Annotated in this window: 17 protein-coding genes; 2 read left to right on the top strand and 15 right to left on the bottom strand. The window is 59.8% G+C overall.

What is annotated here, in order from left to right; genetic code table 11:
• Positions 1-21 precede the first annotated feature (21 nt).
• From C7H10_RS18870 to folE, 7 genes are all read right to left on the bottom strand, one after another.
• Entirely contained in the window at positions 22-2610 is a 2589-nt protein-coding gene (locus tag C7H10_RS18870) for a heavy metal translocating P-type ATPase (protein WP_106696084.1), read from the bottom strand.
• Positions 2603-3046 carry a MerR family transcriptional regulator gene (locus C7H10_RS18865; protein ID WP_106696120.1) on the bottom strand — a complete coding sequence of 148 codons (444 nt, stop codon included), beginning with the start codon at positions 3044-3046 and terminating at the stop codon, positions 2603-2605. The genes C7H10_RS18870 and C7H10_RS18865 overlap by 8 nt, the downstream gene beginning before the upstream one ends.
• Positions 3047-3289: 243 nt before the next feature.
• The gene (locus C7H10_RS18860) at positions 3290-3610 is read right to left on the bottom strand and encodes a hypothetical protein (protein WP_106696083.1); all 321 of its coding nucleotides are present in this window, start codon (positions 3608-3610) and stop codon (positions 3290-3292) included.
• Between the two features lie 53 nt (positions 3611-3663).
• The gene (locus C7H10_RS18855; RefSeq protein ID WP_106696119.1) at positions 3664-5886 is read right to left on the bottom strand and encodes a bifunctional diguanylate cyclase/phosphodiesterase; all 2223 of its coding nucleotides are present in this window, start codon (positions 5884-5886) and stop codon (positions 3664-3666) included.
• 196 nt (positions 5887-6082) lie between these two features.
• The gene (locus C7H10_RS18850) at positions 6083-6520 is read right to left on the bottom strand and encodes a CoA-binding protein (RefSeq protein ID WP_106696082.1); all 438 of its coding nucleotides are present in this window, start codon (positions 6518-6520) and stop codon (positions 6083-6085) included.
• Positions 6521-6539: 19 nt separating this feature from the next.
• Positions 6540-6914 carry a dihydroneopterin triphosphate 2'-epimerase gene (folX, locus tag C7H10_RS18845; RefSeq protein WP_072675972.1) on the bottom strand — a complete coding sequence of 125 codons (375 nt, stop codon included), beginning with the start codon at positions 6912-6914 and terminating at the stop codon, positions 6540-6542.
• A 25-nt stretch (positions 6915-6939) separates the two neighbouring features.
• Entirely contained in the window at positions 6940-7509 is a 570-nt protein-coding gene (gene folE / locus C7H10_RS18840) for a GTP cyclohydrolase I FolE (protein WP_058090792.1), read from the bottom strand.
• A 178-nt stretch (positions 7510-7687) separates the two neighbouring features.
• On the opposite strand from folE, the gene C7H10_RS18835 reads away from it, so the two are divergent.
• Positions 7688-8608 (top strand): alpha/beta fold hydrolase, encoded by a 921-nt coding sequence (locus tag C7H10_RS18835; RefSeq protein ID WP_106696081.1) that lies wholly within the window; start codon positions 7688-7690, stop codon positions 8606-8608.
• A gap of 6 nt (positions 8609-8614) precedes the next feature.
• Here the strand turns inward: C7H10_RS18835 and C7H10_RS18830 are convergent, their stop codons facing one another.
• Positions 8615-9694, bottom strand: a complete 1080-nt coding sequence (locus tag C7H10_RS18830) for a GGDEF domain-containing protein (RefSeq protein WP_244178344.1) — start codon at positions 9692-9694, stop codon at positions 8615-8617.
• A gap of 139 nt (positions 9695-9833) precedes the next feature.
• Here C7H10_RS18830 and C7H10_RS18825 point away from each other — a divergent pair, with 139 nt between their 5' ends.
• On the top strand, positions 9834-10916 hold the full coding sequence (locus tag C7H10_RS18825) for a patatin-like phospholipase family protein (protein ID WP_106696080.1): 1083 nt from the start codon (positions 9834-9836) through the stop codon (positions 10914-10916).
• On the opposite strand, the gene C7H10_RS18820 is transcribed toward C7H10_RS18825, so the two are convergent.
• The 7 genes from C7H10_RS18820 to C7H10_RS18790 all read right to left on the bottom strand — a co-directional run bounded on the left by C7H10_RS18820 (position 10904) and on the right by C7H10_RS18790 (position 23257).
• On the bottom strand, positions 10904-11920 hold the full coding sequence (locus tag C7H10_RS18820) for a PAS domain-containing protein (RefSeq protein WP_106696079.1): 1017 nt from the start codon (positions 11918-11920) through the stop codon (positions 10904-10906). The genes C7H10_RS18825 and C7H10_RS18820 overlap by 13 nt on opposite strands.
• Before the next feature lie 82 nt (positions 11921-12002).
• Positions 12003-12815, bottom strand: coding sequence for an iron chelate uptake ABC transporter family permease subunit (locus C7H10_RS18815; RefSeq protein WP_106696078.1), 813 nt, complete (start codon positions 12813-12815; stop codon positions 12003-12005).
• Positions 12802-13575, bottom strand: coding sequence for a zinc ABC transporter ATP-binding protein ZnuC (znuC, locus tag C7H10_RS18810; RefSeq protein ID WP_106696077.1), 774 nt, complete (start codon positions 13573-13575; stop codon positions 12802-12804). Before znuC ends, C7H10_RS18815 begins: the two co-directional genes overlap by 14 nt.
• Positions 13568-14059, bottom strand: coding sequence for a Fur family transcriptional regulator (locus tag C7H10_RS18805; protein ID WP_106696076.1), 492 nt, complete (start codon positions 14057-14059; stop codon positions 13568-13570). Before C7H10_RS18805 ends, znuC begins: the two co-directional genes overlap by 8 nt.
• A gap of 74 nt (positions 14060-14133) precedes the next feature.
• Positions 14134-14595, bottom strand: coding sequence for a chemotaxis protein CheW (locus C7H10_RS18800; protein ID WP_061331970.1), 462 nt, complete (start codon positions 14593-14595; stop codon positions 14134-14136).
• An 11-nt stretch (positions 14596-14606) separates the two neighbouring features.
• Positions 14607-15659, bottom strand: a complete 1053-nt coding sequence (locus tag C7H10_RS18795; RefSeq protein ID WP_106696075.1) for a chemotaxis protein CheB — start codon at positions 15657-15659, stop codon at positions 14607-14609.
• A complete protein-coding gene (locus C7H10_RS18790; RefSeq protein ID WP_106696074.1) occupies positions 15659-23257 on the bottom strand; it encodes an Hpt domain-containing protein in 7599 nt (2532 codons plus the stop codon). The genes C7H10_RS18795 and C7H10_RS18790 overlap by 1 nt, the downstream gene beginning before the upstream one ends.
• Between the last annotated feature and the right edge of the window lie 2 nt (positions 23258-23259).

Raw genomic sequence — 23259 nt, 5'->3', positions numbered from 1 at the left:
CGTTGACCAGAATCGTCTCCATCAGTTCCGCTCCTCTTGCCTTGCCGGGGTGTGGCTGCTTTTGAACAGGCGCAGCCGGTTGGCATTGGATACCACCGTCACCGACGACAACGACATGGCGGCACCCGCCAGAATCGGACTCATCAGGATGCCCCACACAGGGTAGAGCAGGCCGGCGGCCACGGGAATACCCATTGTGTTGTATACAAACGCTCCGAACAGGTTCTGTTTGATGTTGGTGACGGTTGCCCGGGAAATCTCGATGGCATCCGGCACCCCGTGCAGGGAGCCGCGCATCAGGGTTATGGCTGCGCTTTCAATGGCGACATCGGTGCCGGTGCCAATGGCAAAACCGACATCCGCGGCTGCCAGGGCCGGGGCGTCGTTGATGCCATCGCCCACCATGGCCACGGTGTAGCCTTTACCGCGCATTTCGCTGACCACTTCGGCCTTGTTTTCGGGCAGTACCTCGGCCCGGTAGTCATCAATGCCGGCTTTCAAGGCGATGGCCCTGGCGGTGGCATCAACGTCCCCTGTGACCATCATCACCTTGATACCCGCGTCATGCAGGCGGCGGATGGCGGCTTCGGAATCCGGCTTGATGGCATCGGCCACCCCGATAACGCCCAGCACCTTGGCGCCCAGTGCCAGAAACAACGGCGTGCCGGCTTCCTCGGTAATGGTGTTGGCGGCCGAATCCAGATGTGTCACGTTGATGCCTTCGGCCTCCAGCCAGCGCCGGTTGCCGAGGCGCACCGTCTGGCCATCGAACTGGCCTTGCACGCCCTTGCCATTGAGCGCTTCAAAGTCCGTCACTGTTTCAGGCTCTACGCCATCTTCGTTGGCCCGGCTCAATATGGCCTCTGCCAGGGGGTGCTCGGAGTGGCGCTCCAGCCCGGCTGCCAGTGCCAACAAGGTGGTCTCGTTATTATCAACGGCGGTCATCCGCGTGACGGCCGGGTGGCCTTCGGTGATGGTGCCGGTCTTGTCCAGAATCACCAGATCGATCTTGCCGGCGGTCTGCAACGCATCCCCTTGGCGAATCAGCGCGCCATACTCGGCAGCCTTGCCGACGCCCACCATCACCGACATCGGCGTGGCCAGGCCCAAAGCACAGGGGCAGGCAATGATCAGCACGGTGGTGGCCGCTATCATCATGTGAACCACCGCCGGCTCTGGCCCCACGTTGTACCAGACCAGTGCCGCGCCGATGGCAACCAGCATGACCGTGGGCACGAACACCGAGGAAATCTTGTCGGCCAACCGGCCAATGGCCGGTTTCGAGCCCTGGGCTTTTTTCACCAGCTTGATGATCTGCGCCAGCGCCGTCTCGCTGCCGACACGGGTGGCTTCGTAAATGATCGAACCGTGGGTGTTCAGAGTGCCGGCCGACACCTCATCATCCTTCGCCTTGCTCACCGGCATGGGTTCGCCAGTCAGCATGCTTTCGTCGATGCGGGTGCTGCCTTCCACGATCACCCCGTCTACCGGCAACTTCTCTCCGGGCCGAACCCGTATGTGGTCGCCCTTGCGAACCTGCTCAACGGGAAGGTCCTGTTCTTCGCCGTTGCGAATCACCCGGGCGGTCTTGGCCCGCAGATCCAGCAACCGCCGCACCGCCTCAGAGGTTTTGCCCTTGGCCCGCAGCTCCAATGCCTGGCCCAGGTTGATCAGGCCGATGATCATGGCGGAAGCTTCAAAATACACATGCCGCGCCATCTCCGGCAGCAGCTCCGGCACGCTCGACACCACCATGGAATACAGCCAGGCGGTACCAGTGCCCAAAGCAATCAGGGTGTCCATGTTGGCGTTATGGTGTTTGAAGGCCTTCCAGGCCCCGGTGAAGAAATGCCCACCGGTGGCGATCATCACGCCCAGGGTCAGAATGCCGAAATTGATCCAGGTAAGCTGATTGGCCTCGGTCACCATCATGGTGTCAAAACCCATGCCCCAGACCATCAACACCAAGCCGAGGCCCAGACTGATGGCCATCTTCACCAGCAGCACCTTGTACTGCTTTTTATCCTCCGCTTGCCGGCGATCATCAGCCGCGTCGGCATCCTCAATTACGCTGGCACCATAGCCGGCACTTTCCACCGCTTTAATCAGCGCATCCGGTTCCGCCTTGCCGCTGGCCGTGGCTGTGTTATCCGCCAGATTCATATGAGCATGGGTCACCCCCGGCACCGACAGCAACGCCTTCTCGATACTGGCAACACAGGACGCACAAGTAGCCCCGGAAACCGACAGCACAACCTGGTCATCGTCTGCTGCTTCGTATGCTTGTGCGTGTTCTTTGGCCGACTTGGCTGGTGCACCGGTATTGTCGGATTGGCTATTGCAGGACGAAGCCTTCTTCGAAGCACAACACGATGCCGGCTCTGACGTCGCCACAGGCTCCGCCGGATACCCTGCCTCGGTTACCACCCGCGCCGCCTCGGCCAGATCCACCCCGTCAGGCAAAGCCACCGTTTGCGCCTCGATATCCACCCCAACCAGCTCGGTACTGCCGGTCAACGGCTCCAGAGCATTGCGAATCTTCTTCGCACAGCCCTGACACGAGGCTCCGGAAATCGACAACGCCGGTTTAAGCTCAGGTGCATCACTCATGCTTTGGCTCCTCGCAACAAGACTCGGCCGAGGGATCGTCCCAGTGCTCAATTAACCGACAAATCGTATGCCCATCCGGCGTCCCGTCCGGCATCTCCTGCCAGGCAGCCAGCGCCGAAATCATCCGCTTGCGCAACTGCTGCAACTCCGCAATTTCCCGTTCAACCACCACCAACCGCTGCTGAAACACGTCCCGAACCATCGGGCACGGCGAATGATGATCATCCGCCCGGGCCAGAATTTGCCGAATCTCCGGCAACGAAAACCCCAACTGCCGCGCCTTACGGGCAAACCGCAACCGGCGCAGATCCTCGGCATCGTATTGCTGGTAGTTGTTGTCCGGGTTGCGGGTGGGCTGTAACAAACCTTCCCGGGTGTAGAACCGGACGGTATCGGGGTTAACCCCGGCGGCGGTGGCCAGCTCTTTAACTTTCATGACGGCGTACTCACCAATGTTCACGGATGTACAAAGAATCCACGACTAAAGTTGGCGGAGTGACGGGGCTGGGGTAGCTTCCGAAAATGCTTGTAGCCACGGATGGCGGAAAGCAAGCGTACACGGACGTACTTGCAGCGGTTTTCGGAAGCTACCCCAGCCACGGCACGTCCATCTCCAAAAAACAGAGATCAGAGTAAAACCTGTGACCAACTCACAGGTCAAAGGTTTTCAGGCAGGATATCAGGAAGAAGAATTCTTAGAGCGAAGAAACACACCACAAGACTTGCACTGATCAGGCGCCATCAGCTTAGCCTGCCAGCCAATCTTCACCCCACAGGCGGGACACTGCAGCCGCAACTGCAACACAATAATCGGTACCACCAGCAAAGCCAGCAGCACCCCCAGAGACCCCCACTCATCACCACTGGAAATCCCCAACTGACTACTGAACACCAACACCACCGTCAGCGCCACAAACGCAAACATGAAATAATTCCGGTTCCAGCGCTCCCAGCGGCGCAGCCTGGCATCCTGCTCCGGAGTCAGATATCTGGCAGACATAAACATCACTCAACGAAAAAGTTACAGAGAAGTTTGGGGATCAGAAACCGCCATTACAAACCCGAATTGATCGATTGACCGGTAAACAGGATGCCTTCCGCCAACGCTGTCTCCAGGTCTTCCGCTGGAATCGGCCGGCTGATCAGATAACCCTGGGCCAGATTGCAACGGTGCGCTTTCAGGAAATTCAGTTGCTCCTCGGTTTCCACGCCCTCGGCCACCACCTGAATGCCGAGGTTGTGGGCAAGATTGATCACGGCCCGAGTGATGACCGCGTCGTCATGGCGCTCGGTCACATCGGTGATAAACGACCGGTCAATTTTCAGCAGATCTACCGGGAAATCCCGCAAATAGCCGAGAGACGAATAGCCCACGCCGAAATCATCAATGGCCAGGTGAACCCCCAGCTGATGCAGACGCGACAACTGATTCAGGTTGTGTTCAATGTTCTGGATGAAGATCTCTTCCGTCAGCTCCACTTCCAGCATGCTCGGGTCCACTTCTTCCGATAGCAGGGCATCCCGTACATGTTCCACCAATGATTCATCATCCAGCTCCCGGCCCGAAAGATTCACCGCGATCCTGAGTTGCTCGCAAGCCGTGCCGCGCCAATTGGCGAGCTGGCGACAGGCGGCAAGCACCACCCATCGGCCGATCTCGGTAATCCGACCGCTCTCTTCCGCCAGGGGGATGAATTCGATGGGTGCCAAAAGCCCGCGGCGGGGGTGCTGCCAGCGGATCAGGGCTTCCACACTGTTGATCTCACCGGTTTGCAGGTTCAGCTGGGGTTGATAAAACAGCACAAACTCGTCGTTGGCCAGGGCCTGGCTCAGATCCTTGTCCAGCTCCAGGCGCATCACCTCACGGTCCTGCATGCCTTCGGTGTAGAACTGGTAAGTATTGCGGCCCTGCTCCTTGGCACGGTAAAGGGCAATATCGGCATTCCGGAGCAGGGTGTCGGCGTCCAGTCCGCTCTGGGGATACACGGCGACACCCATGGTGGCGGTAACGCTGTGGGCATCGCCCTGAACCTCGAATGGTTCGGCAAAGCACTGCTTGATCTGGCCAAGCAGGTGAATCACATCATCAATGTCGTCGACGTGTTGCTGGCAGATCATGAACTCGTCGCCGCCTGAGTAGGCCACCAGAATCCGCTCATTACTCAGGCTGTTCAGCCGCTCGGAGACCTTGATCAACAATTCGTCGCCAAACTGATGGCCGAGGGAATCGTTGAGCATCTGGAACCGGTCCAGGTCAATCATGACCAGCCCCACCTGGCGCATTTGCCGGTCGGCGATGTTCAGGGTGTGAGCCAGGTCTTCCATGAAGAACCGGCGATTGGCCAGGCCAGTGAGGGTATCGGTGGATTCCAGTCGCTCCAGGTCCACCTGCATGGCGATACGCTGATCAATCTCCCGCTCCAGCTCCCGGCGGGTTTTCAAAAGCGCCTGGTTACGCTTGAGGATCAACTGGACAAGCAAAGTGGTCAGGCTGGTAAGCAGGCCCATAAAGACCAGGCTTGCGAAAGTAAGCATCGGCCAGGAACTGCGTTGGCTGTCGACCCAGGATTGATTGGGGCGTAACGTCAGGGTCCAATCCAGAGTGGGGAACTGCACGGGCACAGTGAAGCTGAAGTTCCTGGCAATCTCGGTGTCTGAGTTGAGAACGTAGGCAGGCTCTCCGGAGTCCCGGATTTCAATCTGAAAGTGTTCCAGTACCCGGCTGGTCAGTAACTGCTCGGCCAGAACTTCCATCCTGAACACACCGGCCATGTAGCCGTTATTGGTGTCTCCGGCGCCCACGGGGTAATAAATCACCATGCCCTTGCCGCCCTGGCGAAGATCGATGATACCGGACAGATCATAATCACCGGTGGCTGCTGCTTTATCCAGTGCTTCGCGGCGCTGGTCGTTGAACGCCACGTTATAACCCACCACGTCCTGATTGCCAGCCAGCGGTTCCAGCCATCGGATGATGTAGTTGGAATCAATCCACTCGATGGCCTGGTAAACACCAAAATCTTCCAGGTAGTTGCGTGCGTCCACACGCCATTGCGATTCCGGGGTGTCGGGCTGGGTATACAGTCGATAGGCCATGCGCCCGATGGCCTGAACGTGCACCAGGAATTCCCGCTCCAGGTTATCCGTCAGCGCCCTGGCTTCATTACGGAGGTTGGCTTCGATCTGACGGTTATCCTGCTGGATAAGCCCTTCCCGGAGGCCGGCGGCAATGGCAAGAAAAACCAGAAAAATGACCAGTACAAACACCGGGCTCATAAGCCATCGGACAACAAGGCTGGTACCGGTTTCGGGTTTTGCCACAGTGTACTCCAGATCGTTAAAAGACAGGCTGAACAGGTTTAACGGCCAATCGCGCTTGATTATGAGCCATAGTTATCCTGTTTGGCCATGCCCCATTGGGTCTGGTACGCCGGAAGCGGGTTGGAGCAGTGATGGTTGCAGGTACACGGAGTCAGGCCTGTTCAACGATGGGCCCAATACCGAGCTTCGGGATCTCCTGTTTCGGACAGTGGTCCATGACCACCTTCAGCCCGGCGGCTTCGGCGCGGGCGGCACCGGGCTCGTTAATCACGCCGATCTGCAGCCAGAGTACCGGAATCTTCTGTTCAATAGCCTGGTCGATCACAGCATCGGTCCGTTCCGGGGCCAGGAACAGCTCAGCCATGTCTACGGGTTCCGGGAGTGATGCCAGGTCAGCATACACTGTCTCACCGAGCACTTGCTGGCCGGCCAGGCGCGGATTTACCGGGATCACACGGTAGCCCTGGCGCTGCAGGTATTCCATCACTTCGTGGGAGGGGCGGTTGGTTTTCTCGCTGGCACCAACCAACGCAATGGTACGCACAGATTCTAGAATATCCCGGATCTGGTCAGGGGCATTGCTGGGCATCGGGGCAGACCTCGAAGAATTAACGGTGGGCCTCAAGACAGACAGAGACCGATTCCGCATAGCGTAACGCGTGCGGCTTGTCGATTTCTACCTGTGCCCACTGCACGGCCTGATGTTCCATCACAATTTCGAGAACTTCGTGGGTCAGCCGTTCCAGTAGAGCAAAACTGTTGCCGTCCACATGCCCGATGATTTGCTTGGTGATGGTGCGGTAATTCAGGGCAGCGGAGATTTCGTTCTGGTCAATGGCGGCGGAGGCATCGTAGCGAAGGGTGACGTTGATCACCACATCCTGCTGGTTGTTGATCTCTTCTTCCTTGATGCCAATGTAGGCACGCAGCAGAAGGTTCTTGATCCTGACACGGGCCAGGTGATCACCAGTCATGGTTGTCATGATGCCTCCGTTTTCGGCGTCTGGTTCAGCGATTGTTGCCAATCAGGGTAAGAAATTCGGTACGTGTGGCCTGTGATTTCCGGAACTGTCCCAGCATCATCGAGGTTTTCATCCGGGAGTTCTGTTTCTCCACGCCCCGCATCATCATGCACATGTGCTGGGCCTCGATAACCACGGCGACACCTTTGGCATTGGTAACGCTTTCCACCGCTTCCGCGATCTGGCGGGTCAGGTTCTCCTGAATCTGCAGGCGGCGAGCATACATGTCCACAATGCGAGCAAACTTGGACAGGCCCAGTACCCTGCCCTGGGGCAGATAGGCGATGTGGCATTTTCCGATGAAGGGCAGCATGTGATGTTCACACATGCTGTACAGCTCGATGTCCTGGACCACCACCATTTCATCCATGGCGGATTCAAACACAGCATTATTGACCAGGTCGGCAAGATCCTGCTGGTAACCCCGGGTCAGGAACTGCATGGCCTTGGCGGCCCGCATCGGAGTGTCCTGAAGACCTTCGCGGTCGGCATTTTCGCCGAGGCCTTCAATGATGGCGCGGTAGTGACCAGCAAGGTCGTCCAGAGGTAAGGTCATAATCGTTTCCGGTTTGTATCTGATAAAGGGCGCAAGCTTAAGGGAATTTTCAGGCCATCTCCACGGTTTACGCCGGTTTGCCCATTATGGACCAGTTCACGGGCAGCGTTTAGTGATATGGCAGCCTGTACGGCTTTGGACTAAAGTGGAGGTTCCGCAGGTATGTCGGGACGAACAAATGGAGCAGGTAATACCCGGTTCACAAATCAGGGCAGACAGCCGCCAGGATACCTATACCCTCGAGGCCTGGCAGCAGGCCGGTAAATGGTTCAGCTACGATGGCCACGCCATCTTCAGTCGCATGGCCGGCAAAGGCTCGCCGCTGGTGCTTCTGCACGGGTTTCCGACCGCCAGCTGGGACTGGAGCCGGTTATGGCCGATGCTGGCGTCCGGCCACCAACTACTGGCTGTCGATATGCTCGGCTTCGGGTTTTCTGACAAGCCCCGCAACTATGTTTACAGCATTGAGGACCAGGCGGATCTGATCCAGGGCTGGATCGAAGGTCTGGGGTTGGATTCGGTGCACTTGTTCGCCCACGACTACGGCTCTTCGGTTGCCCAGGAGCTGTTGGCCAGGGACCAGGAAGGGTCTTTGTCTTTCGACATCACCAGTGTGTGTTTGCTGAACGGTGGCCTGTTTCCCGAGGTGCACAGCCCGCTGTTTATCCAGAAAGTTCTGAAGAGTCCCCTTGGTGGACTGATCAGCCGGGGGCTTACCCGGGGTAGTTTCGAACGGAATTTCCGCCGGTTGTTTGGTGACCGGAATCCTCCTGCCCAGCAGGATCTGGAGGACTTCTGGCATCTTCTCACTTACAACAATGGCCGTGGGATCCTGCATGAACTGATCCAGTTTATGGAGGAACGCCGTTGCCATCGTAATCGCTGGGTGGGGGCCTTGCAGAATGCCCAACAGCCGATGCGCCTGATCTCCGGCGCTGCGGATCCGGTCTCGGGCGCGGCCACGGCACGGCGCTACCGGGAATTGATCCGGAACCCGGACGTCATCAGCCTCCGGAACATCGGCCACTACCCGCACTTCGAATCGCCCTGGGATGTATTCAGTGCTTACCGGGATTTCCGCGCCGGGCTTGAGTCCTGATCTTGTTCAAATCGCCGCGCTGGTATCACTGGCCGGAGTTGATGGCCCCGCGGTGTGCGCTGGTTCATTGGATGGTCGAGCCGCATTGACCACCTGATTGCGGCCCTTTGCCTTGGCGTCGTACAGCGCCTGATCTGCACGGTTCAGCCAAACCGACCAGGTCTCGCCGCGGCACACTTCCGCCACGCTGGCACTGGCGGTCAGCTTTATGTCATCCAGGAACGGCCTGGCACTGATGCTGGTCAGTAACTGATGGGCGAGGGTGTCGGCATCTTTCTGGCGGGTTTCCGGCAACACGACCATGAACTCTTCGCCGCCAATACGGAACAGCTGATCACTTTCCCGCAGTCGCTTGCGCAGCCGGATGGTCATTTCTTTAAGCACCCGGTCGCCGGCCAGGTGCCCCCAGCGGTCATTGATGGTCTTGAAATAATCCAGATCAATCAGCACCAGGCTGGACACCCTCTCATAGCGCTCCCGCAGCTGAATCTGGCTGTTCAGAATGTCGGCCAGCTGAGACCGGTTCAGGCAGCCGGTGAGCGGGTCAGTCGTGGCCAGCCGGGTCAGCTCCTGTTGGAGCCGGCCCACCAGCCAGGCGAAGATCATGGCAAACAGGCAACTCAGCCCCAGGGAGAAGGTGATCCGCCAGAAATCGGCTTCGGGAAACTGAAGGAATGACACCACGGCCATGACGCAGACAAAAATGATGTTGCAGACAATGGCTTCTTTCAGCGGTAACAGGAAAAACAGTGCGATAGCCGCTGGATAGGCCCAGTAAAGACCGGCGTGACCGTTAATGGATGTCGAGTAGGCCGCGCAGACCACGGCCAGAATCGGAAACAGGCGCCCTTTCAGGAAATAGACACTGCGCAACCGCAGGAACAGGATTACCAGGGCTGCGTTGACACAGAACAGAATCAAAAGGGCAGACAGCAGAAAGTTACCGTGTTGCCATTGCACCATCACCAGAGGTGCCACGGCGATAAAGGCCCAGATATGCAGGTGGTACACCAGCTGACGTTTGAAACCCAATACTGCAAGGGTTGGATTGGTCGCCATGGTATCCGGCGAGGCAAAAAGGTTCACAGCCTACTCCTGCAGCTCATGGCTGGCATACTTCCCTGAAACACTGATGGCTCAAGTCTAGCACGGAGTTATTGGCTGGCCACTGCAGGTTTCGATAAACTCCCGGGACTTTGACCAGAACCGTAAGCAGGAACACGTGATGACCGCAATCCAGATCCGAACACCGGCGCTGACCATCCGGGCTGGGCGACGGGCCCTTCAGCGCCTGAGGGACAAGCCGTTAACACCGGCGGACGTCCACGTGATACCTGGCGCCGCCGGTGGCCCGAAAGCCTTGGGAATCAGCGGTCTGGACAAGGCCATCTTCGGTGACTGGTTGCCCCGGGCACCGCAAGAGCGGGTGCTGATCGGCTCGTCCATCGGCAGCTGGCGGTTCGCGGCGATTGCCTCATCCAACGATCCGAAAGGCCAACTGGCCAAGCTGGCTGAACTCTATACCAGCCAGCGTTTTGCCAAGGGGGTAAGTGCCGCCGAGGTGTCCCGCAAGAGTGTTCTGTTTCTGGAAGAACTTTTGGGTGGGCGGGAGGAGTATATCCTCAATCACCCCTGGTACCGTTTGAATGTGGTGGTTGTGCGCAGCCTGGGCTTGCTGGAACACGACGCCCGGGGCCGCCTGGGTCTGGGCCTGATGAGTGCAATCAGCGCCAATATGGTCAGTCGTCGCCACCTTGGCCGATTCATGGAGCGGGGTATCGTGCATGATGCCCGCATCAGGACGCCGGTGTCCAAACTGGTGGATTTTCCCAGCCATGAAGTGGCGCTGTCTGTGGACAATCTGCTGCCGGCGCTACTGGCCTCCGCTTCGATTCCGCTGGTGATGTCCGGTGTTCGGAATATTCCCGGAGCCCCGGATGGCGTCTACCGGGATGGCGGGCTGCTGGACTACCACCTGGATCTGCCCTACGAGCAACCGGGCATCATCCTGTACCCGCACTTTACCGATAAGGTAGTGCCGGGTTGGTTTGACAAGACCTTGCCGTGGCGCCGGGGCGATGCCACCCGATTACAGGATGTGCTGCTGGTCTCCCCGTCCCGGGCGTATCTGGACAGCCTGCCGGACCGCAAACTGCCAGACCGGAAAGACTTCGAGAAGTACCTTGGCGACGACTCAGGCCGTGAACGATCCTGGCGCGCATCCATTGCCGAGAGTGACCGGCTGGGGGACGAGTTCCTCGAACTTGTGGAGAGCGGGCGGCTGCTGGATCAGGTTCAGCCATTGTAGCCATTGGCAATCTTGAGTGCGCTCAGTCTGAAGCCTGTGACTCCGTGGATCGGGTCCTTCAGTACCATCACCCGCACCACCGCCGGGACCGTCCGCTCGGCGCTGCGGTGCAACAGATTCACATCTACCCTGGCCAGGGTGGCCTCTTGCCGGGCTGCGGCCAGGCACTGGTCGAAGCGTTCACGGTCGGGCTCGGCGACCAGTTCGCTGAACGGCCGGTTGACAAGGTCTGACGGCGCCAGTCCCAGCACATCCGCTACCTGTGCCGATACGAATCCTATCTGCCCCTGTTCATCCAGTTCGCTGACAATGGCTCCCGACAGCGCGACCAGGTCCCGACTGCGGGATTCGCTGTCATTCAGTGCCTGGCGCAGCACGTTCTTCTCGACCTGCAAGTTGGTGATCCGTTGGTCAGCGATCCTGTTCAGCCTGGCCAACCGATGGCCGTTGTCGTCTTTCCGGGCAGCCTGCCGGCAGAGGGCGAGGGCGAGCAGCGTTGCCACGGCGCTAATCAGCCCGCCACTGGCGCCAACGAGCCACCCCACACGCCGGGCCGGCGACGCCAGCAACCGGGTATCCGGCAAGGTGGTCACCATCCAGTGCCGGCCGTTGGTCTGCAATTCGGTTCTCAGGGCGTCATTACCCGACGGATGTCGGGCGCTGCCCAGCTGTATCAGTGGTTTTTTGGTGTGGCGCTCCAGGGTATCGATTCTGAGACTGATGCCGTCATGAAGTGCGATTGCCAGGGTATCCCGGAGCTCTTGAAGCTGTTCGTCTTCCTGCGATAGCCGGGCAAGATGGATGACAACCTGGCTGACCAGGGATTGGTGCAGAGCCTGATAATGCTGGTGGGCGAGCTGATGAGCCATGTCTGAGGCAAGGCGGGCCGTCAGGAGGCTCAGAAGAACGCCGCAGACCAGAATGACGGCCGGACCCCAGAGCCCCGGCCAGAGGCCTGGCCGGCGCGGGCCCGGATAAGGGATGTCAGAGAGGTCGCTATCCATGCTGAAAGCCTCTGGAGCTGTTACGGAAAGTGTGTCCAGATTACTCTAGACCAGCTCCGGCACTTTCGAAAGACGGAAGCAGTTATCGGCTGGCGTTCCGGGCGGTACCGTACACCAGCAGAAAAGCCAGGAAGGCGGTCACTACCACCGACGGCCCGGCTGGAGAATCGAGGTGCCAGGACAGCGTCAGGCCGCCGGTCACGGCGATAAAGCCGAACACCACCGCCAGTGCCATCATGTGTTCCGGGTTTCTGGCCAGGCGCCTGGCGGTGGCCGCAGGAATGATCAACAGGGCGGTAATAAGCAGGACCCCGACAATCTTCATCGCCACGGCAATCACCAGGGAGAACATCAGCATCAGCGCCAACCGCAAACGCTCCACAGGTATTCCCTCCACCCGGGCCAGCTCCTCGTGGATGGTGCTCATCAACAGCCCGCGCCAGAGTATTGCCAGCAGGGTCAACACGAAAGCCGCGCCCCCGTAAATCCACAGCAGGTCCTGGCGGCTCATGGCCAGCAGGTCACCGAACAGCAGGCCAGTCAGGTCAACCCGCACATCCGGCATGAAGCTCAGGGAGACCAGGCCGATGGCCAGGGCGCTGTGGGCGAGAATGCCCAGCAAGGTGTCGGTGGCCAAAGCCCGGGTGCGCGAGAGCAACACCAGAGCGACGGCGATGGTGACGCAGGTGATGACGACGCCCAGGTTCATTGGAACGCTGATCAGGAAACTCAGGGTGATGCCAAGTAACGCGGAATGGGCCAGGGTGTCGCCAAAATACGCCATTCGCCGCCAGACTACGAAGCAGCCCAGGGGGCCGGCCACCAGGGCAACCCCCAGTCCACCCAGCAGTGCCCGCCAGAAAAAATCCCCGAGCACAGAATCAATGATGCTCATGGTCACAGGCTCCCTGAACGTCCGTGCTGGTCACAACGTCACCGTGCAGGTTATGGCGGTGGTTGTGATTGTGGTGATAGACCGCCAGAGATTCGGCCACCTGGTGGCCAAAGGTCTCGATAAACGCGGGGTCGTGAGAAATGTCGGCCGGGTAACCGCTGCAACACACGTGCTGGTTCAGGCAGATGACCTTGTCAGTGGCCGCCATGACCAAGTGTAAATCATGGGAAATCATGATCACGCCGCAATTCAGCTCATCCCGGAGTTGGCGGATCAGGTCATACAGGGCTGCCTGGCCGTTGATATCCACACCCTGGGCGGGCTCGTCCAGCACCAGAAGGTCCGGTCGTCTGGCCAGTGCCCGAGCCAGCAACAAGCGCTGTTTTTCGCCGCCGGACAGGTGATGCACCGAGGCATCCAGCAGATGCCGGACACCCGTGCGCTCCAGTGCGGCTTCGCATTCTGCGTCGGAGCGGCCGCTCAACAGCATGAACCGGCGTACGCTCAGGGGCAGCGTCGCCTCCAGGGACAGGTGCTGGGGCACATAGCCAATGACCAGGCTGTTGGCCAGCGAGACCTTGCCAGAGCTGGGCTTCTGGATACCCAGAACGGCTTTGATCAGGGTGGTCTTCCCGGCACCATTGGGACCGATAATGGTGATGATGTCGCCCCTGCGAACCGCCATCTCAACACGGTCCACCACCGGGCGGTCGTCGAACTGTACGGTCAGCTGATGCAGGCGCACCAGGGCATCAGGCATGGCCGGGTTCTCCCTGGCACCGGGGGCAACGACCGGCCACTTCCATGGTGATTTCTTCGGGCCGGAAGGCTACGTCAGCCGCTGCGGCTTCTACCGCGCGAGTGACGTCCGGTGCGTCCAGCTCAAGTACGTTTCCGCATTCTCGGCAGATCAGGAAAGTGCCCCGGTGGTGTTCACCGGCATGGGTGCAGCCGGTAAATGCGTTCAGGGAGGCAATCCGGTGCACCAGACCGTGTTGCAACAGGAAATCCAGGGCCCGGTACACGGTGGGTGGGGCGGCGTTATGGCCCTCGGTGCCCAGCATGGCGAGAATGTCGTAGGCCCCGAGGGGCTTGTGAGATTGCCAGATCAATTCCAGAACCCGTTCACGGATGGGGGTGAGGCGGGCATTCTGTTGTCGGCAAATGGCCCTGGCATCCGCCAGGGCCTGGCTGACACAGGCCTCGTGGTTGTGCGGGCGATAAGGAAGCGCGCGTTCGGGCATAGTCTGGATCCTGCAAAGTTTGCAACATTATAACATTTGCAGGCAGTACTGCTACGGCTGTGACCGGGTGGTCATCAGTGCCTGGCGGTTATCGCCAGTGACTCCAGGTACTCGAGGTTGGGAATCCAGGCGGCTTCGCCGTCGACTTCCACCTGCATGAGATCGGCCGGTCCGGCTTCGCCGTCCAGTTTCCGGATCTGCTCTTCCACCAGTCGGGCCTGGCTGGGAATGCCCTGGGTGACCAGCGCCATGAACGGGGCCTGCTGATGGCTGTCACCGATGGTGTTGAGCACAATGATTCTGCCCCGGTTGTCTCCGGGTACGGTCAGTGTTCCGCCGTTGGCTGCGTCATAGGAGATGACTGGCAGTGTCAGGCCGCGCCAGTCCAGGAAGCCCACCAGCCATTCCGGGGTACTGGCGCCGGCGTCGGTACTGTTAAAATCCACCACTTCCGCGATCGACACGTTGGGTAGCAATAGTTGCCGGTCGCTGACCGGAATCATGACACAGGAGAGGGACTGGCTGTTCTCTTTCATGACGTGTTACCTCAGGCGGAATCCCGTTTCTGCCGGTTTTTGAGCAGGCAGTTGTTCTCAATGGTTTTCACCAGTTCCTTCGCCAGTTGCTCCGGTGTGCCGCAGAAGCTGCTGCAGCCGGTAGCGGCGACCGAATCCGGCATCGAACTGTTACCGCAACTCTTGCTTTCCTGCACCCAGATGCGGCTGCCGTAGGCTTTCAGCATGGGCGCTGCGATGGCGCCATCATTGCCCATGCCGGAAAACAGGATGGCATGGCAACGCTTGCCGTAGTAATCGGCGACGTTAAGCAAGACCTGGTCAATGGACGGGCCATAGGGACCAGGCCAGGGAGTGTTGCGTTCTGTCAGTTGGCCCTGGGTGTCGAACGTCCATTCCCGCTCAACCGGCATCAGCACCACATCACCGTTTCGTACCCGGTAGCCTTCTTCCGCTCGTTTGAGCTGGTAGTGGGCATGTCGGCCAAGAACCCGGGTCAGTACCTCGGTGAAGTTGCCATCAATATGCTGCGCGTACACAAAGCCCACCGGCAATCCCGGTGGCAGATTGTCCAGAAACGTTTTGACGGCAGCGGGTCCGCCCAGGGAAGCGCCCAGCACCCAGACGTCCTCTGCCAATGAGCCTGGCGCTGCCGGGGCAATCCAACGAGGCAGTTCCGGTGCCGAATGAAGCGCCGGTGTGGTCTCCACCAATTCTTCCAGATCGCTGGCGGTGTCCAGGGCCTCCAGGTGGCCAAGTTGCTGCTCCAGCTTGTCCACAAGCCGTCGTTCCCAACGGAAATAGTCTGTACTGCCGGGTTTGGGCGCCTGATCAACCCCGAAAAGTACCGGGGCGTCGGTATTTTCCAGCAAATGATCAAACAGCGCTGGATGGTCAGCCTCATCTTCCAGGGTGACCAGCCACAGGCATGCATCCGGGAATTCCGGATAGTCCATCAGTCGGGACGGATCGCCTGAAAACGACACTTCCAGGCCGAATTTACCGGTGGCGGCCTGCAACCGGTGGCGTTGCAGGACCACATCGGAAACAATCCCGACCCCGGGCCGGCCAGATTGGCCGGCCATCACTGATTCCCGGTCAACCGCTTGATGGTGTCAAGCAGCTCGGCTTCCTGGAACGGTTTGCCCAGATACTCGTTGACCCCGATCGACAGTGCCCGTTCCCGGTGTTTCTCGCCGGTCCGGGAGGTGATCATGCAGATCGGTGTTTCCTTCAGGTTGTCGTCGTGGCGCACGAAACTGGCCACCTCGAAACCGTCCATCCGGGGCATTTCGATGTCCAGCAAAATGATGTCCGGACGATGATCCTGAAGCTGGGCCACGGCATCCAGACCGTCCTTCGCGGTGATGACTTCCATGCCGTTTCGTTCCAGCAAGCGGGAGGTAACCTTGCGCACGGTTACCGAGTCGTCCACCACCATAACTGTGGTGATCTTCTCCTCGTAGCGGCTGGTTTCCCGGGCTTTCTCGAGGTTGGCCAGGCGCTGCCGTTCAGACAGAATGTCGGAACGGATCATCGCTGGCAGGTCAAGAATCACCACCACGTTACCATCACCGAGAATGGTGGCACCGGAGACACCGCGCACTGTACTGAACTGAGGCCCCAGGGATTTAACAACGATTTCCCGGCTGCCCATCAGGTGGTCCACCTGCAGGGCCATGGGCTGTTCGGCACCGCGCACCAGAATTACCGGTAATGGCAATGCCTGACCCTGCAGTTTCGGATGATGGTCACTGTTCAGCAGGCTGCCCAGATACTGCAGGCGGTATTGCTGGCCGGCGTATTCGTACATGGGGGCATCCGGCTTGTAATACTCTTCCAGCTCGTAGGTGCTGACCCGCACGATACCTTCAATGGTGTTAAGCGGGATGGCATAGAAGTCTTCGCCGGTAGCCACCATCAGGGCGCGGTTCACCGACACGGTAAACGGCAGACGTACCGTAAAGGTGGTGCCGCGGCCCAGGGCCGAGTCGATATCAAGACTGCCGCCCAGCTGCTTGATCTCACTGCCGACCACATCCATACCCACACCACGGCCAGAGATCTGGGTGACCTGTTGGGCGGTGGAGAATCCGGGCTGCAGGATAAACTGCAGGATTTCCCGCTCTGACAGCTCTTCATCGGCCCGCATCAGCCCCTGACGGACGGCTTTGTCGCGGATCACGTCGGCAGGAATGCCCTTGCCGTCGTCCATCATACGCAGTACCACATCGCCGCCTTCACGGGTCAGCGACAGGACAACTTCACCGGTGGCGGGCTTGCCGGCTTTCTTGCGTTCTTCCGGAGTTTCAATGCCGTGGTCCAGGGCGTTACGCAGCATGTGTTCCAGGGGCGCGATCATGCGCTCCAGAATATTGCGGTCCATTTCGCCTTCGGCGTTGCGAACATCAAAGTCCACTTTCTTGCCCAGCTCGCCGCTGATCTGGCGCACGATACGGCGCAGGCGTGGCACCATAGAGGCGAACGGAATCATCCGGGTCTTCATCAGACCCTCCTGGAGTTCCGTGTTGATCCGGGACTGCTGTACCAGCAGAGTTTCGGTATCCCGTACCCGGTCGGCCAGGGTTTCCCTCAGGTCGGCAAGGTCAGAGGATGACTCGGAAAGTGCCCGGGACAGCTGCTGGATGGATGAGTAACGGTCCATCTCCAGCGGATCGAAGTCGTCGCCGTAGTCTGGGCCGTGTTCCTGTTCCGCCCGGAACAGAATCTGGGCCTCTGTCTCGATATCCATCCGGCGCAGCTGTTCTCGCAAACGTTCGATGGTGGCGGCCATTTCGTCCAGGGTGTGGCTGAAATCGCTGGTTTGCTGCTCCAGGCGGCCCCGGGTAATACTGGTCTCACCGGCCAGGTTGACCAGTTCATCCAACAATGGCGCAGAAACCCGGATGGTTTCCTGAGCCGCACGCTGGGCTTCGGCCGCCTTGTTGCGGATCTTGGCCGGTGCTTTTGCTGGCTTGGGCTGTTCCGGGGCTGGTTTGGCCGGCGCTTCTGCTTGCGGGGCCGGTACCTCGGCTGGCTGCTCAGCCGCCGGCTCTGGCTGCGTTGAATCAGACGGTGTTTGTGACGGTGCGATCACCGGTGCTCCCGACTCAAAGCGAGTGCGGATAGCCGACACCAAACCAATAATGGCGTCGTGGTCCTCGGTAATCGCCTGCCACTGGCTGTCGTCCGGAGCGTTTCCACCCAAATCAATCAAGCGGGTTTCAAAGGCGTGGGCTTTGTCACCCAGTTCGCTAAGTTGCGACAACCGTGCGCCACCCTTGAGGGTGTGCAGGGCCCGTTGGGCCTCCTGGTTGAAATGATGGTTGGCTGGCTCTTTGCGCCAGTCATCCAGCAGCTGCTCGAGCTGGTCCATGATCTCGCCGGCTTCCTCCAGGAAGATCTCCAGCACTTCTGGATCGACCACATCCGAGTCGGCCCCGGCGGATGCCTCCGGGGCCTCCGCCAGGTCGTCGGACACCTGGCCGGTGGCCTGGAAGTCGGCAATCAGGTCGCTGGCAGGCTTCGGTTTCTGGCCGGCTTCAATGGTATCGAGCATGGACTTGAGGCTAGCCAGGGCCCGGTCGCTGAGCGTTAGCAGACCTTCCTGATCGTTACCGCCGGAGACCAGTGTATCCAGTGCATCCGACCAGGCCTCGGCAAGGTCGGCAATCGGGTCGACATCGGACAGGCGGGCGCCACCCTTAAGGGTATGCAGTTCCTGCTGCAATCGGGTGATGCCGGCCAGTTCGTCCGGTTCTTCACGCCACTGGTTCAGGCATTCGGTGATGGCTTCGTGGATCTCCAGGCCTTCGTCCAGGAAGATGCCAATCAGGTCGTCCTCGGAGGCCGCTGCCAGAGTCCCGGTTGGTTCTTCATGGACATCAGTGCCGGCCTCGGCGATGGTCTCCGGGCTCTGATCCTCGGCGCCTGGCTCTCCCGCCTCCTCCACCTCTGCCGCAGGCAAGGTTTGCACTGGCGCCGGGGTCTCGCCCCGCAGAATCGCTTCCACCTGCTGAACCAATTCATCGGCCGGCGGGCAGGGCTTCTGGGTGGCGACCTGTTCAACCATCTGAGCTAGACGATCGTGGCAGGCAAACAGCAGGTCAGTCATTTCGCCGCTGGCGTCGAGCTGGCCTTCCGCCACTTTCTCGAAAAGGTCTTCCAGCACGTGAGTCAGGTCGCCGATGGCGTCGACACCGGCCATGCGGGCGCCACCCTTGAGGGTGTGTACTTCCCGCTGCAGGACAGCTGCAACCTCACGATCCGATGGATCTTCGCTCCAGGCATGTAACGAGCTGCCGGTGGAGTTGATCAGGTCATAGGCTTCCTCGAGGAAAATGCCTACCAATTCAGGATCAAGGTGTGAAAGGTCCGTGGCCTGTAATTCGTCTTCCGCAGTGGTCTCTTCTGGTGCCTCGTCAGTCTCGGGCAGCGGCAGCTCCTGGTCTTCGGACACGTCTACGGTGTCAGAGAGGCTGACGTCGGTGACCGGCCGTGAGCCCCGAGCGGTATCGATGTAGGCGTGGATTTCGGCTATCAAATCCGGTGCCGGCCTGGGGAGCTCCTGGGTTTCCAGGGCGTCTACCATACCTGCCAGGCGGTCATGGCAGCGGAACAGCAGATCAGACAGGGTGTCGGTGACGGCAAACTTCTGCTCGGTCAGTCCCTCGAACAGGTTTTCAAGTTCATGGGACAGGTCGCCAACCGAGGGGATGTCGGCAAGCCGTGCACCGCCCTTAAGTGTATGCAGGTCACGCTGCAGCAGGCGCAGGATGTCCAGGTTGCCGGTGTCATCGCTCCAGCTCTGCAAGGCATCGGCGGTGCTGTTGATCAGGTCGCGGGCTTCCTCGAGGAAGATTTCTGCCAGTTCCTCGTCAATATCGCTGTCATCCGAGGACAGTTCCGGCAGCGGTGGCTGCTCGCTCTCGGTGGATTCGGGCGCGCCCTGGTCCAGCTCCTCCAGCTCGAGACTCAGGTCGATTTCTTCCAGATCCTCGGTGAACTGCTGGTCGAACTCGCTCGGTTCCTCACTGGCTTGCGATGGTGCGCTGGCCAGTTCGTCGAGCTCTTCGATCAAGCCGTCGCTGGGTTCGGTGGCGAGACCGGCAGCCACTTGATCCATCAGGTTGATCAGTTGTTCCTGGGCTGGGCGAACGGTGGCGAAGAAGTCGTCGCCCGGTGTCAGCTGGTTTTCTGCGACCGCCGTGTAGGTGCGGGTCAGGGCAGCGGCCAGGTTGGCCACATCCGTCAGGCCGGCATCAGATGCTCCCTGAGTCAGTTGTTCCAGTTCCTCACGCAAGGTGGCCAGTGAGTCGGTGCGCTCCGGGTGCTGTGCCCAGTCGTCGAGGATCGATTCAGCGTCCAGAACAATGTCCAGACCTTCACCGAGGAACAGCTGAACGAGTTGCGTTGGAGCCTGCTCAGACTGCTGCTGGTCGTCAGACATGGCATGTGAAAGCAGTGTCTGCTGGCTGATCTGTTGCAGTCTTGCCAGATATTCATCGGTGCCCTCGAGTGACCCTTGCGGGTTGCTTCTGAGTTGGGCCAGGCCTTCGGTCAGGTAGCGGCTGGCCTGTTCGATCAGTTCCAGAACGTCCCGGTCCGCACGTTTGTTCTGGGCCCTGGACTCTTTAACAAAGCGTTCAAGCGGCGTAATAACCTCGGCAATCGGGCCGATACCGGCGGTATGGGCGCTGCCCTTGAGGGTGTGGAGGGCCCGGGAAAGGTCATCGGTGTAGGCGGCCGAGGTCTTGTCACCGGCTGCGGCCAGATAATCCTTGAGGGTTTGCAGGTGGGTTTCGGTCTCGTTCTCGAAAATCTCGAGCAGAACGGGATCAACATCCTGATCGGCCTCACTGGCCACCGCATCGAATTCTGGCTCGGCACTTTCCTGATCCGCATCCTGGGCGGTCTGGCCTTCATCGCCTATCTCGGCTTCCGCCGGGGGCATGGAGGTGGCGTCCGGAATCTCGCCGTTGGCCAGGGCGGTTGCCCGGGCCTGCATGACCGAGGTATCGACGCTGGCAGGGCGGCGCTGCTCGAAATCAGACACCAGGGCAGGGACGGCGTCGGTCACGTCCTGAACCAGTTGTGCCACGTCGTCGTTCATGAAAATGCTGCCGTCGATAACCCGGTTGAGCATGTTTTCCACAGACCAGGCCAGTTCGCCGATCACCTCGGCACCCACCATCCGGCCACTGCCCTTCAGGGTGTGGTAGGCGCGGCGCACTTCCGCCAGGGCGGTGCGGTCGTCGTGCTGGCGCAACAGCATCGGCAGGTATTCGCGGATGGTGTCGAGCACTTCCCCGGCTTCTTCGATGAAGATTTCCAGAATCTCATCGTCGATCAGGTCATCACTGTCACCGGCGTCGGTGGCGGCCGGCTGTGCAATCTCTTCCGACAGAGACTCATCCGGTTGCGCAGATTCGGGAACAGAACTGGTCTCAGGCTGCTCTGCTGGTGCGGGGGCTTCGTCTGCCTCGGCCCGGCGAGTAGTGGCCAGGGCTTCGGCCCGCTCGATCAATTCGGCAACGTCACCGCTGCTGTGGCCATCCCTGAATTCGTTAATCAGTGATGGAATTCGGCTGTTAACTTCGTCGACCAGCGCAAACAGGTCGTCACCGGGCTTGATGGTCTGATCGATCACCCGGTTCAGCAGGTTCTCTACCGACCAGGCCAGTTCGCCGATACTGGAAGCCCCTACCAGACGGCCACTGCCTTTAAGCGTATGGAACGCCCGGCGCACTTCGGTGAGTGCCTCACGATCGTCGTGGCTCTGGCGCAGTCGGGGGTAGAATTCATGGATGGTCTGGAGAACCTCTTCGGCCTCCTCCACGAAAATGCCCAGAATTTCGTCATCGACCAGCTCGTCATCCGATGCCTTGGCCACATCTGGCGTCTCGCCTGGCTCCTGAACGTCCACAGTCGGCACGGAGGTGGATTCGGACGCCTGCTGGTCGAGGTTCCAGGTTGGCTCCTGTCCTACCGGGAAACCAAGCCCTGCCAGGCTGTCTTCGGCCACTCTCAGAATGGAGTCGTTATCGCTGATGCCTTCCGCTAGGCGCTCCAGATAGTACTCGATACTGGTGACGGCATCGGCCAGGGTGTCCAGCTGTTTCCAGTCAGGCACCTGTTTGTTGCTCAGCAGGACATCGGAAACGTAACGCTCGGCCGAGGCCAGCATGTCTGCCACGCGATCCAGGGGTACCAGGCTCAGCCCGCCGCGGATGCTGTGCAACAGGCCGGGAACATGGTCGATTTCGCGGGTATCCCATTGCGAGGCAATGAAGTTGACGATGGCCGACTTGACCTGCTCGAGGGTGTTGCGCGACTCCCGGAGCAGGGCTTCACTGGCGTCGCCCAACTCGAGACTGCCCATGTTGGGGCGTTCGCCATCCTGGCTGCCCGACTCAACGTCAGTCCGCCGGTCACTGTCCAGGCCGGCAAGGCTGGCTTCGACATAGAGCAGTGCCCCGGCGATGTCCATCAAGGTGCCATCGTCGGCGGGCTCGGCCTGGCCACACAGTTTTTCGACCAGTTCAACCTGTTCGGTCACCACCTTGCGGGGAATGCCGAGGCCCAGAACGGCCAGGGTGTTGGCAACTTGGCGAAGGCCCGGTAGTAGCTCGTCAAGCTCGGTGTTCTGACGCAGTTCGGCGCGCACGAACAGATCGAGCTGATCTTTCAGGCGGGCCAGCTCCTCGTTCAGGGCGCTGACAACAGAATGGATGGCATCACGGCCCGGCCCGGACACGCGGGTACGGGCCGCGTCAACGTCGTCTTCGGACGGTAACGCACTGGTCAACTGATAGGCGTCCCTGAGCGCGTTGACCTGCGGGCTGTCCAGGTCACGGGCACGTGCCACGTAATACAGCAGGTGCTTGAACAGGGCTTCCGGTACTGGTTGCTGCAGAATATCGGCGTGCTCGTCGGTCAGCCGTCGAATCTCGGCGTCCAGCTCCCGCAACAGGGATTTGACGGCGGTATTGACCGGATTCACGTTGGCCCGAAGGGTCTCGACAAAGGCGCTGGCAGCTTTCCAGAGTTCACCGCGGGGTGTTTTCTGGCACAGGCGGATCAGGCGCTGGATGACCTTCTGCATGTAATCGAAATGGGCGGCCAGGTCGGCCTCCCGGACCACGCCGGCAAGGGCAAACTGATACATCTGCCGCAGCTTGCGCAGATGGCCGAGAACCTTGGGGTCATGCAGTCGTTCGGAGACTTTGCTGCTTACCCGGATTCGGGACGGACTGAGATCCGGCTTGAACAGTGACGTGTCTGACAATAGGGCTTCGCCCCGGGCGGCCCGGAGATCGTTCAGCAGCGGCAGCAACACCATCGGAAAATCGTCACGACTGCTGCCGAGGTGTTCGAGGTACTGGGGCAACTGCAGGATGGCCTGCATGAGGACATCAACGGCTTCGTCAACATTGGTGACGGTTTCGTTCAGGATGGCCTGGGTCAGCTTTTCCATCTCTTCGGTCAGCAAGGCCGCACCGTAGAGTTCCACCATCTGCAGGGTACCGTGTACCTGATGGAGGTAGTTCAGGCAGAAGCGCAGGCGCGCGGTATCGTCACGATTATCGACGTACGCTTCAAGTGCATGCTGGCCCTGGGTCAGCGTGTCCTGTATTTCGCCCCGAACCCAGTCGAGGGCGATACTGTCATGGTGATTGCCCATAA

Source organism: Marinobacter shengliensis (assembly GCF_003007715.1).
Classification (GTDB): Bacteria; Pseudomonadota; Gammaproteobacteria; order Pseudomonadales; family Oleiphilaceae; genus Marinobacter; species Marinobacter shengliensis.
The sequence above is the reverse complement of the archived record's forward strand: the minus strand, read 5'-3'. Positions and strand labels throughout refer to the sequence as shown.